This is a genomic window from Marivirga lumbricoides, from assembly GCF_014636295.1.
Taxonomy (GTDB): Bacteria; Bacteroidota; Bacteroidia; order Cytophagales; family Cyclobacteriaceae; genus Marivirga; species Marivirga lumbricoides.
In genome coordinates this window covers 353,356-370,209 of the sequence record NZ_BMEC01000003.1, presented here as the reverse complement: position 1 = coordinate 370,209, position 16,854 = coordinate 353,356, and the positions used below count along the sequence as shown (strand labels likewise).

The window sequence follows — 16,854 nt, the reverse complement described above, 5'->3', positions numbered from 1 at the left end:
TTTTATTTATACTTTATCTTTTACTTATTAAAATCTAATACCAATTAGCAGTACATCGTCTGTTTGTTTGTAGTCAGATTTCCAATTTTCCCATGCCTCATCAAACACATTATGCAGTTCATCCATTGATTTGCTTTGATTATCGACTATTAGCTCTCTAAGCCTTTTTGGTCCAAATTTCCTGTTATCTGGCCCTCCGAATTGATCAGGGAAACCGTCTGAACAGAAGAATACAGAATCTCCGGCTTTATATTTAATTTTATGATTATCGAAGTTGGTTTGGTTTTTATAAATACCTCCTCCAATAGGGAATTTATTTCCTTTTATTTCATCGAGCTCACCTGAAGCATGCAAGTAGTATAGTGGTCTGTGCGCCCCAGAATATTCAATGGTATTGTTCTTTTTATTGATTTTACAGAAGGCGATATCCATACCATCCTTAGTGGTCGAATCATCTCTATCCTGCCTCAAAGTAGCAGTAACCCCAGCGTCTAGTTTATCCAGAATGATCCCCGGATCACTTATCTTCTGGGACCTTACAATATCGTTCAATAAGAAATATCCAATTAATGATATTAAGGCACCCGGAACCCCATGCCCGGTACAATCCACAGCTGCAATGTAGATGGCATCTCCTACTTCAATATACCATGGGAAGTCTCCACTGACCACATCTTTTGCTTTATAGAGGATAAATGACTCAGGAAGCTTTTGTCTTATTACCTCATTATTAGGCAAGATTGAGCCCTGTATTCTTTTGGCATAATTGATACTTTCCGTGATCTTCTTATTCTTACTGGCAATTTCCAACTCAATGGCTTTCCTTTCAGTAATGTCATGGGAAACCAATAATACTGACTCCAGATTTTTCTCCTCATCATATTCAGGAATTGCATTTACCTGCATTACCCTGTCTCCCATTGCAGAAGGGAAATTCATCTCCTCGGTAATTTTGGAATTATTATCTTTTACATAGAGCAAGAGCTTATTCCATTCTTCAATGATGCGAGGCTCAATTCCAGAGTGATTTAATTCTAGTTGAATTACCTCATCAGGCCTTTTCCCGGTATAGTTTTCAATCATTGGGTTAACATAGAAGAATTTACCTTCACTGTCAATCCTGGTAATCAAATCCGGTGAGTTTTCAGAGAGTGCTTGCATTTTGCTTCGCATTCTTTCTTCCTGCTCTGCTCTTCTTCGTTCTGTTATATCTCTGGTATTGAATATAATTCCTTGTATGGCCGGATCTTCCAGCTGGTTACTTCCTGTTATTTCAACCCAAATATATTCTCCTTCGCTATTTGCATATTGATGTTGCGATGTAATAGACTCATCAGGGTTGTTAACCAATTGCTGGAACAATGTGTTAATTTCCTCTTGAGAATCCGGATGCACTTTATCAATGAAGTTGGTATTGATAAGGTCTTCCTGCTTGTAACCCAAAATTTTCTTAACGGATGGAGAAATGTAGCGAACCTGACCATCTTTTTCATAAATGGTGATAACCTCAGAAGCATTTTCAAGCAACAGCTGCATACGCTTCTGTGTTCTGTTTACCTCCTCAATTTGATCTTCCAATCGCTGGTTGGTACGCTTCAGCTCTTCCTGAGTGGCTTCCATTTCTTCAGCATTCTGTCTTAGCACTTCCTGCTGCTCCTGAAGCTCCTGACTCATTGTTTGAGATTCGGCCAGTAACTTTCTGGTTCTCTCATTAACTTTTATATTAAATACAGTACGGGCAATAATTAAACTGATCTCCTGTACAAATTTTACCTGACTAGAATCAAATTTTTCAAAACCCGCAAACTCTAATACCCCGTATACTTTTTCATCAGTAATCAATGGTACAATTAAGATACTAGTAGGTCTTTTATCACCTAAAAGCCCTGAAGTTATACTCACATAATCGTGGGGTATTTCAGTTCTTAATAAGGTATCTTGTTCAATAGCTGACTGCCCAATCAGGCCTTCAGCAAACTTAAATCTGGCTTTTAAGTACTTTTTCTTGTTATAAGCATAACTAGACTTCATTTCAATAAAGAAATCGTCAGGGTCGTCATCATTAAGTACATAAAATGCTCCTTGAATTGCATCAATTTTCTTAGTTACATATCCTAGTATTTCATCACCCAGTTGTTCCAGGTCATCATTACTTCTCAATATTTCTCCTATTTCGGCAACACCTGTTACAATCCAGTTTCTTTCTTTATCACGTTTTTCAGCTTCCTGGATGGAATTCCTCATGTTGATAAGTGAATTTCCAAGTGTATCTTCCTCTGAAATAGGTTTAAAGTCTGCCTGAAAATCGCCCTCGCCTATTTGTTTGGCAAAATTAGCAGTGCCTTTCAGGGAGCTCACAAAGCTGTCCAAAATAACTGCCATTTCTCCGATTTCATCTTCAGATTGCTTAGGCACATTATTAGGTAAAATACCTTTACCCAAAAGCTTTAAAGTTTCCTTCAGAGAAAGTATAGGACTAATAAGGACTTTTGAAAATATAAGAGAAATAATAAAAGTGAAAAACAGAATGATAATACCTGTATACACAAATGTCTCCATCAGGTCTCCAAATTGATCTTGTACTTCGCTTTCACGCACAGTGCTTGCCAGACCCCAGCCTATTGAAGGAATAGGATTCCATACTGCCAGTACAGGTGTGCCGGTATAATCAAGGTCTTTCGAATAGCCAGTTTTGCCTTTCGCTGCATTTTGCACCGCTACACTAAACTCATCACCCATTGATACAGCAATAGGTGCTATGCTATCAGGCACAAATCTTAATTTACTGAGGTAAATCGCCTGATTATTCTCTTGATAAGTTAGAATATTTTCTGAAGTCTTAAATTCAGTATTTTCATCAGCTATAATCTCCAATACAGGTGCTATATCCTTCACAAGCACAAGTACTCCTGCAGGGGCATTATAATCATTAATTAAAGGTCGGCCATATAAAACATATTTACTCCCTTCTACAGTAACCACTTTACTAAAAGTGTTAGCCATTAACGCAGCTTCAAAAAACTCAGGTTGTAAAACCTTTAGATTTCCTCCCAGATCATAATCAATACTAATTGTACTGGTATTAAGTAGTACATCACCTGAAAGATCAGTGATAAATATTGAGTGAATAGCGTAGTTATCGGTAAATTTTCTCAGCTGATTTTCCATTTGGAAAAGTACTGCAGAGCGAACACTATCCTGATTAACTGTGGAATCTTCCTCCTGAAGCTTTCGTACTCCCGATTGAATAGTTTGTAATTCAGATATATGATCTGAATTGGAAATGATATTTTCAAACCTAAGGTTGATCTTATCCGCCTTCAGGCTCGATTGAACCATTAATTTTTCATAATTAAGCTTTTCAACAGATTGCCTATTCATGTTATAGGTAATAAAGCTTATTATGACAATACTCAGCAGTACTACAAAGAGTAAAACAGCTATTATTTTAGTTCCTATTTTAATATTTTTGAACATGTGCGTTTATTTCTACTCTTACTATTTCTCCGGATTAACTTTTTGACCCTTTTCTGATAAGCTTTCGGCTATTAAACTCATAGCATCTTCAATTAGCTGTTCCTCCTTTTTACCCATTTTCTTAAAAGAAGCTATTTCTACAACACCAACCAACTGATCATCTTTTTTAATAGGGCAAATGATTAGGTAAGAAGGCTTTGCCTCACCTAATCCTGAAAGGATGGTAATATAGCCTTCAGGGATATCAGATATATTGATAAGTTTTTGTTCTTTTGCCACCTGACCCGCCAATCCTTCTCCAAACTCATAAGAAACTGTTTGACTTTCAGGAAGCACAAAAGCATAGGAAGCATACAATGAAATAATATTTTTATCTCCCTCTTTACCTGCTTTAAAAATAGCTCCCTGGCTTGCTTCAAGCTTCCCCGCCACTGTGGAAAGCAATAATTCAGCTTTTTTCTTGTTATCCTTTTGCTTTGAAAGTGCCTGGGCAACTTCAGTTAACTCAACAGACACTTCTGCTTTTTTGCTTTCATTATTGAAATCTTGCGACTTATCTTTTTTACTGTCTTTGAATTTTTCTATATATACCACATTACTATCATTCTCACTATTTTTAGAGAAAATCAGCATTATAATGGCCAGAAATCCTATAATTAATGAAACTCCGCAAAAAGTATAGAGCTCCAATAATACAGGACGAAGGGCTTCTATATCCATCAGACTAAAAACATGCGTTTGATTAGCAATACGTTCAGGAAAAATGTAGAGGTAATACGCTAAACCAATAATACTGAGGGTAAATACCAGCGATAGTATCAGCGCTAAATTTTTGTAAACTGCTTTCATCTATTTTATTATCTTTTTCTAATTGCCACACACCCCAAAAAGAATCCATGTATTAATTACTGATTGACCAGTTAGTTTAATAGCCTGGAGACTAATCTTACATGTATGCAAATGTTAAATACATTTTAGTTTGCTTTAGCCAGCCTTACGAATGAGGTTTTTCTTCTTACGGAGGCTAATTCTATTAATTTTTTAATTCCTTTTTACCCTTCTGAAATTTTCAGTAAGTATAAACCATACAAAATCCTAAAACCAATCAAATATATATTATTTATTACTTTGAGCTTATTTAGCAAAAAAATCATTTTATATATAGTTTATCCAGTTCTAGTAAAAATTCAATAATCTCTTTTATTTTTAGTGTATAATCTATTTCAGTAATATTTCTTGCAGCATTAGGCATTGTATCAATCATACATTCCTCAGGATCCTGAATGATAGTTACGCCTTTTCTATCTTTAATTCGCTTCATCCCTAAAGCTCCATCCTTATTAGCCCCTGAAAGCAAAATCCCTATCAATTTATCTTTATAGTTATAGGCGGCTGTATCCAGAGTGATGTCAATAGAAGGTCGGGAGTTATTGTACATCTCTTCAGTAGAAAGTGCAAAAGTATTTCCCAACTCAATGCATAAGTGATAATTAGCCGGAGCCAAATACACTTTACCTTTCTTAATTCCCTCTTTATCAAATGGTTCTACAACAGGCTTAATACTTTTAATGGATAAAGCTTCCACAAACCCATTTCTTACATGCTTTAACCTATGCAAACAAAGAATGATAGGCAAGCTGAAATCAGAAGGTAATGCAGAAAGTATTTGCGTGATCCCCTGGAAACTCCCGGCAGATCCCCCAATTACAATCGCTTTATACTTATTATCGAGATTAAATCGACTCATTGAGTATCAGTTAGCTGAGATCAGTCTTTTATTTTCTTATACACTTTTTCTTCATTGTTTACTACAATGAATTTATTGGCGATTTCACACCAAATAAGTGATTCCTTAGAGCCAATTACCAGATACCCATATTTAAACAAGCTTTCATGATGCTTTTTAAGTACTTCGTTTTGCAGGTTCTGGTTAAAATAGATCATTACATTTCTACAGAGAATAAGGTCAAATTTATTAAAAACCACACCCTGAACTAAATCATGCTCTCTAAATGACACGTTTTCAATCAAGGACTTATCCATTATGGCTTTCCCGTTGCTCTCTGTGAAGTAATCTTTAAACTTATTTTTACCCTCAAACCTGATATAGTTCTTTTCATTAAGTTCCATGTTCTTCATGGAATAATGTCCCATCTTAGCTTTATCTAGGATTACTTTATCAATGTCCGTAGCAATTATCTTGGCCTTATGCAGAATACCCATTTCTTTCAACAGAATAGCCATTGAAAAAACTTCTTCTCCTGAGGAACAGCCGGCATGCCAAATACTAATGGTGTTATGGTTTAGTAAGATGTTAGGTATTACGTTATCACGAAGCTCTCTCCAGAAAGAAGGGTCTCTGAACATTTCTGTAACATTAACTGTAATTTCAGAAATAAATTCATCAAAAAAAGACCTGTCATCTTTCAATCTTTTTATAAGTAAATCTGCAGAACCAAATTTATAAAGCTCCATAATCCGCAGTATTCTTCTCCTAAAAGAGGACATAGCATAATTGGTAAAATCATACTTGTATTGCTCTTTCACTAATTCCGTTATTCGCCTTAAGTCTGATATTTCTATATCCTGTCTCTCCATAGGGATTTTGTATCAGTTGGTTTTAATTTATTTGCTCTACTCATTTATGGTATGCGTTTGCACTGGTAAATGACTTTTTTAACTATTCTTTCAACTTTAAGTAATTCGCTATCTAAACGAGGGCGTTAATTACGAAAAAAATGAGAATAAACGAGTTAGATGTATGATAAAAGCAGATATTGTATTTAAAATTACACCTTCCTCAACTTCATATTTCATGTAATGTTTTGGTCTGATTACTTTAAAATTTATAATAATATTAAGACTAAACACTACCAATTGCAATATTAAAGGTTGCAGAGGAAAAAAAGCAGTCAATTTGTCATTTTTCGACCAAATATATATTCCGATAGTTTTTTGTCCTGTTCATAATGATAACTTTGTTCTTGTAAAAAAACAATAAAGATGCAAAATATATTGGTATTAGGAGCCGGTAGATCTGCTACCTCGCTTATTAATTATCTGAAAAACAATGCCCAACAGCAAGGTTGGAATATCCGACTGGGAGATTTTGACATTAGTTTAGCAAAGTCTAAAGCACAGGAACACCCTTCTTTTACGGCCATCCAGTTTGATATCTTAAACAAAATACAAACCCGCGAAGAAATAGGAAATGCTGACCTGGTAATCTCCATGCTTCCGGCTTTTTTGCACTTTAAAGTAGCAGAGGTTTGCGTTGATTTAAGCAAACACCTTGTAACTGCCTCTTATAATAACCCTGATATTGATGCATTATCCGATATAGCAAAAAGTAGTAACACTCTGATATTAATGGAGTGTGGTTTAGATCCCGGAATTGACCACATGACTGCCATGGCAGTGATTGATGAAATAAAAGAGAAAGGAGGAATACTCCAGTCCTTCAAATCCTTCACTGGCGGACTTATTGCTCCTGAAAGCGATAATAATCCGTGGCACTATAAATTTACATGGAACCCTAGAAATGTGGTGTTAGCAGGACAGGGAGCAGCGAAATTTATCAGAAATAGTAAATATAAATATATTCCCTACCATCGCCTTTTTACCAGACTGGATCATATTCATGTGAAAGGAATAGGTGACTTTGAAGGCTACCCTAACAGGGATTCCCTCTCCTACAGAAAAATTTATGGATTGGAAAATATACCTACTTTGTTAAGAGGTACTTTAAGGAAAGTTGGATTTAGCGAAGCCTGGAATGTATTTGTTCAGTTAGGAGTGACAGATGACACTTATGAAGTAGAAGCCCTGGATCAGATGACCAACAGAGATTTTATCAATGCTTTCCTTAAGTACGAGGATACTCAATCGGTAGAAGATAAATTATGTGATTATACTAAAATAAAAAGAGGCTCAGAAACTTTTGAAAAACTGAAGTGGTTAGGAATTTTTGATAAAACGCCTCTTCCTATTCAAAAGGGCAGCCCTGCAATGGTACTGCAAGCACTTCTTGAAAAAAAATTAAAGCTGGAGGAAGGGGATAAAGACATGATTGTAATGCAACATCAATTTGTGTATGAGCTGGAGGGCAAGACACATCATATCGACTCTTCTATTGTAGCATATGGTGAAAATGAGCATGATACTGCTATGGCCAAAACAGTAGGATTACCGGTAGGAATAGCGGTAAAAAATATTCTTAATGGCACTATTAAATTAAGAGGTGTACACATACCTACTGTTAAAGAATTGTATGAGCCCATATTAAAAGAGTTAGTGGAGCATGATGTGTCTATTAAAGAAACCCGCTATTGATAAATACAAAGCGAAAAGAAAAAAAGCGGGAGTTTTTAGCTTCAGAAAATAGTAAGAAAGGGCTTTAAAAGCTCAATATATCCAGGGTGGAATTCATTATTTTCATCCCTGATATAAATCACCTTCTCTGCAGGTTTTTCTGTTTCATGTTTACTGAAACCATGAATAATTCTTAATGCTGGTTTGTTTAAGCTATGATGAATTTTTAATATATGTGAAATAGAAAAACCTTGCATCTTTATTTCATCCACAAATAAAGTCATTTCATAAGCCGGCAACATAATAAATGCTTCTCCTGAATCCTTCAATACGAGAGAAATTCCAGTGGCTAATTCTTTAAATGAAAGGGTATTAGTATGGTAGGCAGTATTTTTTTCCCTAGTCACAGGAGACTGCAAATTTTTGGTAAAAAACGGAGGGTTAGAAAACACTAAATCATACTTATTTTTATTTTTAGCAGCGGCATAAAACAAATTAAAATCGACATGGTGAGCTTGTAATCTGTTCGCCCATGGGGATCGTTGAAAATTCAAACTTGCTTCATTGTATGCTCTCTCTTCTATTTCTACAGCATCAATAGCAAACCTCCCTCTTTGCGAAAGCATTAGAGAAAGAATACCGGTGCCCGTACCTACTTCCAAAGCAGCGCTTACATTTTCAGAAAATGGAAGTGAAGCTCCAAAAATAGTGGCATCAGTAGTCAATTTAGCTGCACTATCTGTTTGTTTAAGAGTAAACTCCTTAAATTGAAAAATGGACATTAATTAATAATTTCTCAGAAATAAAAAAAGGTGCCTTAAGCACCTTTCTTATAAAGTTGATGAAATATTTTTAGAAATAAAATCTTAACGATACACCTGCTCCGGGATTAAACCAAAACCCTGGCGCAAAATCGAAACCGGGTTTAAAGTCAACACCAATTACAAAAGGGATATCAGTAATGGTATACTCTATTCCTAAGATAAAGTCAATTCCTAAGATAAACCCATCCCCATCTCTGTTTCTGTAGTAGTAGTTATCATATCTGTCATTGTACGCGCCAATGTGAAAACCTGGTCCGTAGTACCAGCTTAAGTAAGGCACGTCAAATGCGTTAGCATGAATTTCGTAAAGACCAGTAAATTCGAAACCTCCTCGGTAACCACTCAACATCCCTTCCAGCGCTACATTTTCTTTAGTGAAAAATTTTCCTGTTAGTGCTGTAGGATATCCACCTCTCAAACCAATAGATCGGGAATAATCCTGAGCGGAAGATTTAGACACAAATAACACACATACTAAACCGATTAAAAATACAGTTTTTTTCATATACTTAATTTAACGTTTAAATTGAATGCTTGAATTTTTGGTAATAATAAGTACAATTCTACGAACGGCTTCAGAAAAGGTTAGAAGAATTCTGCTGTTCTTCAAAAGGTTCATCTACCATATGAGGTCCATTTTCGGCCTTTTGAACAGCTAATCTATCGCACCTTTCATTATCAGGATTGCCGGCATGCCCCTTAACCCAATGAAAAATTATTTGATACGGTTTAGATACTGAAAGATACTTCTTCCATAAATCAACATTCTTTTTCCCTTTGAAGCCTTTCTTCACCCAGTTAGCCAACCATCCTTTTGAAATTGAGTCGATTACATATTTGGAATCACTATAAATATGTACCGGATATTTAGTAGTTTTTAGCTGCTCAAGGGCTACAATTACAGCCATCAACTCCATCCTGTTATTGGTAGTATTTCTATAGCCAGCAGCCACTTCCTTCTTCTTTTCGCCAAAACGCATCACTATTCCATAACCACCGGGGCCGGGGTTACCCAGAGCAGATCCGTCTGTATAAATTGTGATCATTAAAAAAAGTTTTTAAACAGCTTAATTGATATTGCCAATAAGATAATACCAAATACTTTTCGCAATATACTAAATCCTGCCTGCCCAATTTTTCTCTCCAGCCAGCCACAGGTTTTCAGCACTATAAAAACCAATATTAAATTTAAGACTACTCCTATTATAATATTAATTTGTGAGTACTCTGCTCTTAACGATATCAAAGTTGTCATAGTACCTGCTCCAGCTATTAAAGGGAAAGCTATGGGCATAATTGAGGCACTGGAGGCAGTGGTTTCTTCATGCTTAAACAAAGTAACACCCAATACCATCTCCAGACCTATCAGAAACATTACAAGTGCACCGGCAATAGCAAAAGACCCTATGTCAATTCCAAAGAGTTTTAAGATAGACTCCCCTAAAAAAAGGAATACAATCATGATAAAACCGGCTACAATGGTAGCTTTACCTGACTGTATATGGCCTAGTTTTTTGCGTAAATCCATTACGATAGGTACTGAGCCTAAAATATCGATCACGGAAAACAAAATCAGCGATACTGAAATAATTTCTTTAAAATTGAGCATTACTTATAAAATTTCGCGCAAAGGTACGATAACAATTTGGGCTATCAATACTATTTAAAAAACTGATTTAAAAAATTACCCAATCTGTTAAAATCATCCTGCTGAATAGCTGGAAAATTGGCAATCCTAAAAGTTGATTGCTTTAAGGCTCCATAACCGCTACCCATAATTATTCCTTCTTTATATGCTGCACTTTTCAGATCATTCAGAAGTTCAGGAGTAACATCAATGCAAAACACTGTATCTGACTGAAACTTACTTTCTGAAATATGACCTTTTAATTGTGGAAAATGATCAATCATCTGATAAAAACTTTGTCTTCTTCCAGTCAATTGATTGTGAATTTCCTTAATGTTTTGCCGCTTCTTCAGCACTCTGTTAAGTAAAAAGATATTGGTTATGTTAGGCGTATGGTGGGTTTGATGTTTTTCAGCATTTGCCAGCATATAGTTGAAAGAATTATAATATCTCTCATCCTTCAGTTCCCGAGCCCTGGCTACTGCTTCAGGACTTACTACCATTATAGCCATCCCCGGAGGTAAACCAAAACACTTCTGAACGGAAGCATACCATATATCCCCTAACTCCCACTTTAATGCATAGCCTGCCATTGAGGACGTAGCATCATAAGCTATTAATTGATGAGGGAATTGCTTTCGCACATCCTGCTGAAAAGCAAAGGGTAAAGCCGTTCCGTTGGAGGTTTCATTGTGCGTAAAAGCCAATAATTCCTGCTGACCTGATATAGCTTTAATATCGGGGATACCCTCCTCAGAAAATTGAAGGCCTTGTGTTTCAGAATGGATTTTTTTCGCATACTGAAACCATTTCTCGCCAAAAGCACCATTATAGAAATGAAGACTACTTTTTTCAATAAAAGATTGAGAGATGATTTCCCAGCATTCGGTAGCGGAAGAAGTAAAAACTATTTGGTAGTTAGCCGGAATATTAAGCCTGTTGTGTAAAAGCTCTTTAGTTTCAGCATCCAGTTTCATAAAGGCCTCGGACCTGTGGTTCATTTCAAGGATCCCGGACGCAAAAGCTTCCTGTAAATAAGCTCCTATTTCCGGATAAAGCTGTGAAGGACCTGGGTAAAAGTTGCTCATGATGTTTTGTTTACATATAACCATACAAGGTTTTGGCTCCTTGTCAGTTTCACTTCAAATATAAGTGTTCTCTATAAATATTTGCTCATACCCGCAATACCATGCCACACAAACCCCCTCGCGATTCTCACCCAAAGTGTTTATTGTTTTGAATGGGTGAGATTTCAATTCCAATATGGTGCGATTAAGAGTTAGCTACAGCGGTTGCAATAGTTGAACAAAAAAGAATTTCAATTCCAGCATGGTGCGATTTATCCTTAAAATATAAGTACTCTCCATAAATATTTGCTCATACCCGCAATACCATGCCGCACAAAACCTCTCGCGATTCTCACCCAGAGTGTTCGCTTTTTTTGAATGGGGGAGAATTCAATTCCAGCATGGTGCGATTAAGAGCTTAGGGTAATGTCCGGTGTAATAGCAATACCTGTATTTCAATTCCAGCATGGTGCGATTTATCCTTAAAATATAAGTACCCTCTATAAATATTTGCTCATACCCGCAATATCATGCCGCACAAAACCCCTCGCGATTCTCACCCAGAGTGTTTGTTTTTTTGAATGGGTGAGAATTCAATTCCAGTATGGTGCGATTAAGAGTGCATGAACTGTATAATAATAAGGTTCTGGCTTATCATTTCAATTCCAGCATGGTGCGATTAAGAGTTCCGGCCTTTATACCTTACCTTGAAAATATTTTATTTCAATTCCAGCATGGTGCGATTAAGAGGTTTGTAGTTTCGAAAATCCATAACTTAAGTTTCTAGATTTCAATTCCAGCATGGTGCGATTAAGAGTCCCCAGCCGGAATACCTAACCTGTCTTTAGTGGTATTTCAATTCCAGCATGGTGCGATTAAGAGTTTTGACTTTGAAGTAAGTCTGCCCCCCATGTGTTTATTTCAATTCCAGCATGGTGCGATTAAGAGAGTCGCCAAACTCTTTGCCTGAAATGCGCAGTAAAAATTTCAATTCCAGCATGGTGCGATTAAGAGAACGGTGCAAGGGTTTATGCTGTAGTTGAAAGCAAAATTTCAATTCCAGCATGGTGCGATTAAGAGTTTATTATGCAGATTTTACGGCATGGGGAGTAGGTAAATTTCAATTCCAGCATGGTGCGATTAAGAGCTTATTATATTGTTCTTTCTCATCACCATCTTGTACATTTCAATTCCAGCATGGTGCGATTAAGAGTGTGTGGTCATATCTCATATACAACAGCTTTTTAGCAATTTCAATTCCAGCATGGTGCGATTAAGAGCAGCTATAATTTTAACTTCATCACCCGGGTTAGTACCATTTCAATTCCAGCATGGTGCGATTAAGAGAAAAATCATTAACAGAACATTTTGAGGCACTAATATTTCAATTCCAGCATGGTGCGATTAAGAGATTGACCTGAACTGTTGATGTATCACTTGCTCCTGCATTTCAATTCCAGCATGGTGCGATTAAGAGTTGCTAGATAACAGCAAATAAACCACATTAAAACGAATTTCAATTCCAGCATGGTGCGATTAAGAGTGTAATACTAAGAAGAGATTGAAAAAAACTTCTCAATTTCAATTCCAGCATGGTGCGATTAAGAGGGAAGAAAGAAGCCTTCGAGCCTTTTCCATCCTCAGATTTCAATTCCAGCATGGTGCGATTAAGAGAGTACTTGCAGTTGCTCCACCGGTAGCAAAAGCACGATTTCAATTCCAGCATGGTGCGATTAAGAGAAGTCGTTTACCGCTCCGTAACCTCTTCTTAGCAACATTTCAATTCCAGCATGGTGCGATTAAGAGAAGTCGTTTACCGCTCCGTAACCTCTTCTTAGCAACATTTCAATTCCAGCATGGTGCGATTAAGAGTAAATAGCTTCGTACTTTGCTATTAGGGAATCACGTATTTCAATTCCAGCATGGTGCGATTAAGAGTAAAAATAATGCATTGTTTTATAAAAGTCCTGCCCCATTTCAATTCCAGCATGGTGCGATTAAGAGTACAAGCAATGCAATGATTTGGTGATTGATCAATCTCATTTCAATTCCAGCATGGTGCGATTAAGAGAAATATCAGTGTACAAAAGCTATTGAACCTCACACATTTCAATTCCAGCATGGTGCGATTAAGAGTCAATTAGGTTGCATTCAACGCATAGCCAATTCATATTTCAATTCCAGCATGGTGCGATTAAGAGCCACAGCCGTATTGCGGACGATCTGGCAGAATTAAATTTCAATTCCAGCATGGTGCGATTAAGAGGATTTTACAGCTTTTAGCCTTGCATTAACTTTTCTGATTTCAATTCCAGCATGGTGCGATTAAGAGATCACTGAGCAATCAAAACCAACAAATGTTTATAGATTTCAATTCCAGCATGGTGCGATTAAGAGGCAATGGCTATAAACCATCTGTTTTCATCCAACACATTTCAATTCCAGCATGGTGCGATTAAGAGAATTCCTGCCTGATTACTTTCCATGTGCCTGAGCTTAATTTCAATTCCAGCATGGTGCGATTAAGAGATGTCATTTCTTTTTCTGATTTCGAGTTCATGTTCAATTTCAATTCCAGCATGGTGCGATTAAGAGTACGGTGGAGATCCGGAAGTGAAAAGAAGCGTACACCATTTCAATTCCAGCATGGTGCGATTAAGAGCTTGATTCGCTTGAAAAAGGCCATCATTTTGAAAAATTTCAATTCCAGCATGGTGCGATTAAGAGTTACTGCATTTAATACCTCCTCGGCTTCATTTGATTTATTTCAATTCCAGCATGGTGCGATTAAGAGTTTTAGTTTGCATTTCAAGGGTTTTATTATACATTCATTTCAATTCCAGCATGGTGCGATTTATCCTTAAAATATAAGTACCCTCTATAAATATTTGCTCATACCCGCAATATCATGCCGCACAAAACCCCTCGCGATTCTCACCCAGAGTGTTTGTTTTTTTGAATGGGTGAGAATTCAATTCCAGTATGGTGCGATTAAGAGTACATTGCTGGTTTCAATTGGCGGAGTAATAACTGAATTTCAATTCCAGCATGGTGCGATTAAGAGAATAATATATTTAATTTATAATCATACAATCCTACGCATTTCAATTCCAGCATGGTGCGATTAAGAGAATCATTTTCTATCATTAAATCTATAAAAAAAGCCCATTTCAATTCCAGCATGGTGCGATTAAGAGGTCTTGACGTAAATCGTCAATATCTGTAATATCCAAATTTCAATTCCAGCATGGTGCGATTAAGAGGCAATGTTGGCCGTCGGCCAGGGACTTTCACAAGGATTTCAATTCCAGCATGGTGCGATTAAGAGAGTCATAGAAGGTTCATTGTTAATTTCTCGAGCTTTATTTCAATTCCCGCATGGTGCGATTAAGAGTTGGCATCATAGGAGCTGTTGTCCCATCCTTTCCTCATTTCAATTCCAGCATGGTGCGATTAAGAGAAGGTTCAACAGGATCTAGAGTTATTACGCAAACGCATTTCAATTCCAGCATGGTGCGATTAAGAGATTTTCAAATATGTCTCTTCCAATACCCTTATACAAATTTCAATTCCAGCATGGTGCGATTAAGAGTTGAATAGCCAGGGAGGCAACACGCTTAGCGGTCAGTAATTTCAATTCCAGCATGGTGCGATTAAGAGCATACATTTTCAGACGAAAACCCATAAAAAAAGCCCATTTCAATTCCAGCATGGTGCGATTAAGAGTAACTTTTACTAATAGATAGAAATTTTTTTTGAGTGATTTCAATTCCAGCATGGTGCGATTAAGAGTAAGCAATGCGCTATCCAGCATCAGCCGGAATCGATATTTCAATTCCAGCATGGTGCGATTAAGAGCATACTGAAAAGGTTCTAGAAGATACGGTAGTATCATTTCAATTCCAGCATGGTGCGATTAAGAGCAATCGCCTATTATCATCTATATCAGTAAGATCAAGATTTCAATTCCAGCATGGTGCGATTAAGAGGTTAAGTATTTCTCAATTACTACAAAGAGAAATTCAATTTCAATTCCAGCATGGTGCGATTAAGAGATCATTGTTTCTGTCTTACCTTTAAATTGATCTCCATTTCAATTCCAGCATGGTGCGATTAAGAGCACATACTGAAAAGGTTCTAGAAGATACGGTAGTATCATTTCAATTCCAGCATGGTGCGATTAAGAGTAGTGTAGGAATAGTGTAGGAAACTATTAAAAACTAATTTCAATTCCAGCATGGTGCGATTAAGAGACAGACTGAGACCTACAAAACGGCTATTGAGGCACATTTCAATTCCAGCATGGTGCGATTAAGAGCCTTCCCAACGCAAATCAACATCCACGCCTATGTAAATTTCAATTCCAGCATGGTGCGATTAAGAGAGATTCCAGATAATTTACTTTCAGAACAAAAGAATTATTTCAATTCCAGCATGGTGCGATTAAGAGCTTTTTTAAGGCTATTGGCAATTTCGGCATACATCATTTCAATTCCAGCATGGTGCGATTAAGAGAAGAACTGAATTATCAACTTAAAACAAAATAACAAATTTCAATTCCAGCATGGTGCGATTAAGAGTGCGCAGGCTGTCGGAATCTCCTTCATATTCTACCAATTTCAATTCCAGCATGGTGCGATTAAGAGACCTTAATTCTTTTTCTTAAGGCTAGTATTGCGTTTAATTTCAATTCCAGCATGGTGCGATTAAGAGAACATTTGTTGGTTTTGATTGCTCAGTAATTTCAAATTTCAATTCCAGCATGGTGCGATTAAGAGTAAATAGCTTCGTACTTTGCTATGAGGGAATCACGTATTTCAATTCCAGCATGGTGCGATTAAGAGTGTTTTCGTTTATTCTGCGCTCTACCTCACCCTTTTATTTCAATTCCAGCATGGTGCGATTAAGAGAGAAAGTAATTGCCATTAATAGTAAAACTGATCAACATTTCAATTCCAGCATGGTGCGATTAAGAGTGAAACAGAATTACACGGACCGGGCAACGATTTAAGATTTCAATTCCAGCATGGTGCGATTAAGAGTGTAGACGGCAGTCAAATACTTAATAAATGAAATAATTTCAATTCCAGCATGGTGCGATTAAGAGAATAAATTTATGCACCAAAATAGGTTTCAAATAAAATTTCAATTCCAGCATGGTGCGATTAAGAGAGTACTTGCAGTTGCTCCACCGGTAGCAAAAGCACGATTTCAATTCCAGCATGGTGCGATTAAGAGTAGAGTATGATAACTTTTTTGCTGATTTGCTTAAACATTTCAATTCCAGCATGGTGCGATTAAGAGAACTTATCCCGACCTTCAAGAAATTAAAAATGATAGATTTCAATTCCAGCATGGTGCGATTAAGAGTAGATATATTTTATGTAAAGGAAGATACACTAACGCATTTCAATTCCAGCATGGTGCGATTAAGAGATCGAAACTAAACATAAAATGAGAGACTATAATGAAATTTCAATTCCAGCATGGTGCGATTAAGAGGAGCATACTTAACATTAAAGCACACCACCCACAACCATTTCAATTC

At 36.7% G+C, this 16,854-nt stretch carries 10 protein-coding genes and 2 CRISPR repeat arrays (1 of these 12 only partly in view); of the genes, 1 reads left to right on the top strand and 9 read right to left on the bottom strand.

Going from position 1 to position 16,854, the window contains the following annotated elements; translation table 11 throughout:
• Positions 1-27 precede the first annotated feature (27 nt).
• The 4 genes from IEV85_RS06470 to IEV85_RS06455 form a co-directional block, all read right to left on the bottom strand.
• The gene (locus IEV85_RS06470) at positions 28-3,477 is read right to left on the bottom strand and encodes a PAS domain S-box protein (RefSeq protein ID WP_188461411.1); all 3,450 of its coding nucleotides are present in this window, start codon (positions 3,475-3,477) and stop codon (positions 28-30) included.
• 21 nt (positions 3,478-3,498) lie between these two features.
• Entirely contained in the window at positions 3,499-4,326 is an 828-nt protein-coding gene (locus IEV85_RS06465; protein WP_188461409.1) for a GAF domain-containing protein, read from the bottom strand.
• 301 nt (positions 4,327-4,627) lie between these two features.
• On the bottom strand, positions 4,628-5,224 hold the full coding sequence (locus tag IEV85_RS06460) for a chemotaxis protein CheB (protein WP_188461407.1): 597 nt from the start codon (positions 5,222-5,224) through the stop codon (positions 4,628-4,630).
• A 20-nt stretch (positions 5,225-5,244) separates the two neighbouring features.
• Complete coding sequence (locus IEV85_RS06455) at positions 5,245-6,075, bottom strand: CheR family methyltransferase (RefSeq protein ID WP_188461405.1); 831 nt, start codon at positions 6,073-6,075, stop codon at positions 5,245-5,247.
• A gap of 405 nt (positions 6,076-6,480) precedes the next feature.
• On the opposite strand from IEV85_RS06455, the gene IEV85_RS06450 reads away from it, so the two are divergent.
• Positions 6,481-7,809: a saccharopine dehydrogenase family protein gene (locus IEV85_RS06450; RefSeq protein ID WP_188461403.1), complete on the top strand. Its 1,329-nt coding sequence runs from the start codon at positions 6,481-6,483 to the stop codon at positions 7,807-7,809.
• Positions 7,810-7,850: 41 nt separating this feature from the next.
• Here IEV85_RS06450 and IEV85_RS06445 read toward each other — a convergent pair whose 3' ends face one another.
• The 5 genes from IEV85_RS06445 to IEV85_RS06425 form a co-directional block, all read right to left on the bottom strand.
• Complete coding sequence (locus IEV85_RS06445; protein WP_188461401.1) at positions 7,851-8,570, bottom strand: tRNA1(Val) (adenine(37)-N6)-methyltransferase; 720 nt, start codon at positions 8,568-8,570, stop codon at positions 7,851-7,853.
• A gap of 70 nt (positions 8,571-8,640) precedes the next feature.
• A complete protein-coding gene (locus IEV85_RS06440; protein ID WP_188461399.1) occupies positions 8,641-9,117 on the bottom strand; it encodes a hypothetical protein in 477 nt (158 codons plus the stop codon).
• A 70-nt stretch (positions 9,118-9,187) separates the two neighbouring features.
• Positions 9,188-9,658, bottom strand: coding sequence for a ribonuclease HI (rnhA, locus tag IEV85_RS06435; RefSeq protein ID WP_188461397.1), 471 nt, complete (start codon positions 9,656-9,658; stop codon positions 9,188-9,190).
• Positions 9,658-10,221, bottom strand: coding sequence for a MarC family protein (locus IEV85_RS06430; RefSeq protein WP_188461395.1), 564 nt, complete (start codon positions 10,219-10,221; stop codon positions 9,658-9,660). The genes rnhA and IEV85_RS06430 overlap by 1 nt, the downstream gene beginning before the upstream one ends.
• 50 nt (positions 10,222-10,271) lie before the next feature.
• Complete coding sequence (locus IEV85_RS06425) at positions 10,272-11,327, bottom strand: aminotransferase class V-fold PLP-dependent enzyme (RefSeq protein WP_188461394.1); 1,056 nt, start codon at positions 11,325-11,327, stop codon at positions 10,272-10,274.
• Between the two features lie 568 nt (positions 11,328-11,895).
• A CRISPR array of direct repeats spans positions 11,896-14,166; the repeat unit is 30 nt; unit sequence ATTTCAATTCCAGCATGGTGCGATTAAGAG.
• Between the two features lie 107 nt (positions 14,167-14,273).
• Positions 14,274-16,854: direct repeats of the CRISPR family, unit length 30 nt; unit sequence ATTTCAATTCCAGCATGGTGCGATTAAGAG; it runs 1,401 nt beyond the window's last position.

Excerpts from the sequence above, each read along its gene's own strand:
- IEV85_RS06450 (WP_188461403.1), top strand. The coding sequence starts at position 6,481 with ATGCAAAATATATTGGTATTAGGAGCCGGTAGATCTGCTACCTCGCTT.
- IEV85_RS06425 (WP_188461394.1), bottom strand. The coding sequence starts at position 11,327 with ATGAGCAACTTTTACCCAGGTCCTTCACAGCTTTATCCGGAAATAGGA.
- IEV85_RS06440 (WP_188461399.1), bottom strand. The coding sequence starts at position 9,117 with ATGAAAAAAACTGTATTTTTAATCGGTTTAGTATGTGTGTTATTTGTG.
- IEV85_RS06445 (WP_188461401.1), bottom strand. The coding sequence starts at position 8,570 with ATGTCCATTTTTCAATTTAAGGAGTTTACTCTTAAACAAACAGATAGT.
- IEV85_RS06465 (WP_188461409.1), bottom strand. The coding sequence starts at position 4,326 with ATGAAAGCAGTTTACAAAAATTTAGCGCTGATACTATCGCTGGTATTT.
- IEV85_RS06470 (WP_188461411.1), bottom strand. The coding sequence starts at position 3,477 with ATGTTCAAAAATATTAAAATAGGAACTAAAATAATAGCTGTTTTACTC.
- IEV85_RS06430 (WP_188461395.1), bottom strand. The coding sequence starts at position 10,221 with ATGCTCAATTTTAAAGAAATTATTTCAGTATCGCTGATTTTGTTTTCC.
- IEV85_RS06455 (WP_188461405.1), bottom strand. The coding sequence starts at position 6,075 with ATGGAGAGACAGGATATAGAAATATCAGACTTAAGGCGAATAACGGAA.
- rnhA (WP_188461397.1), bottom strand. The coding sequence starts at position 9,658 with ATGATCACAATTTATACAGACGGATCTGCTCTGGGTAACCCCGGCCCC.
- IEV85_RS06460 (WP_188461407.1), bottom strand. The coding sequence starts at position 5,224 with ATGAGTCGATTTAATCTCGATAATAAGTATAAAGCGATTGTAATTGGG.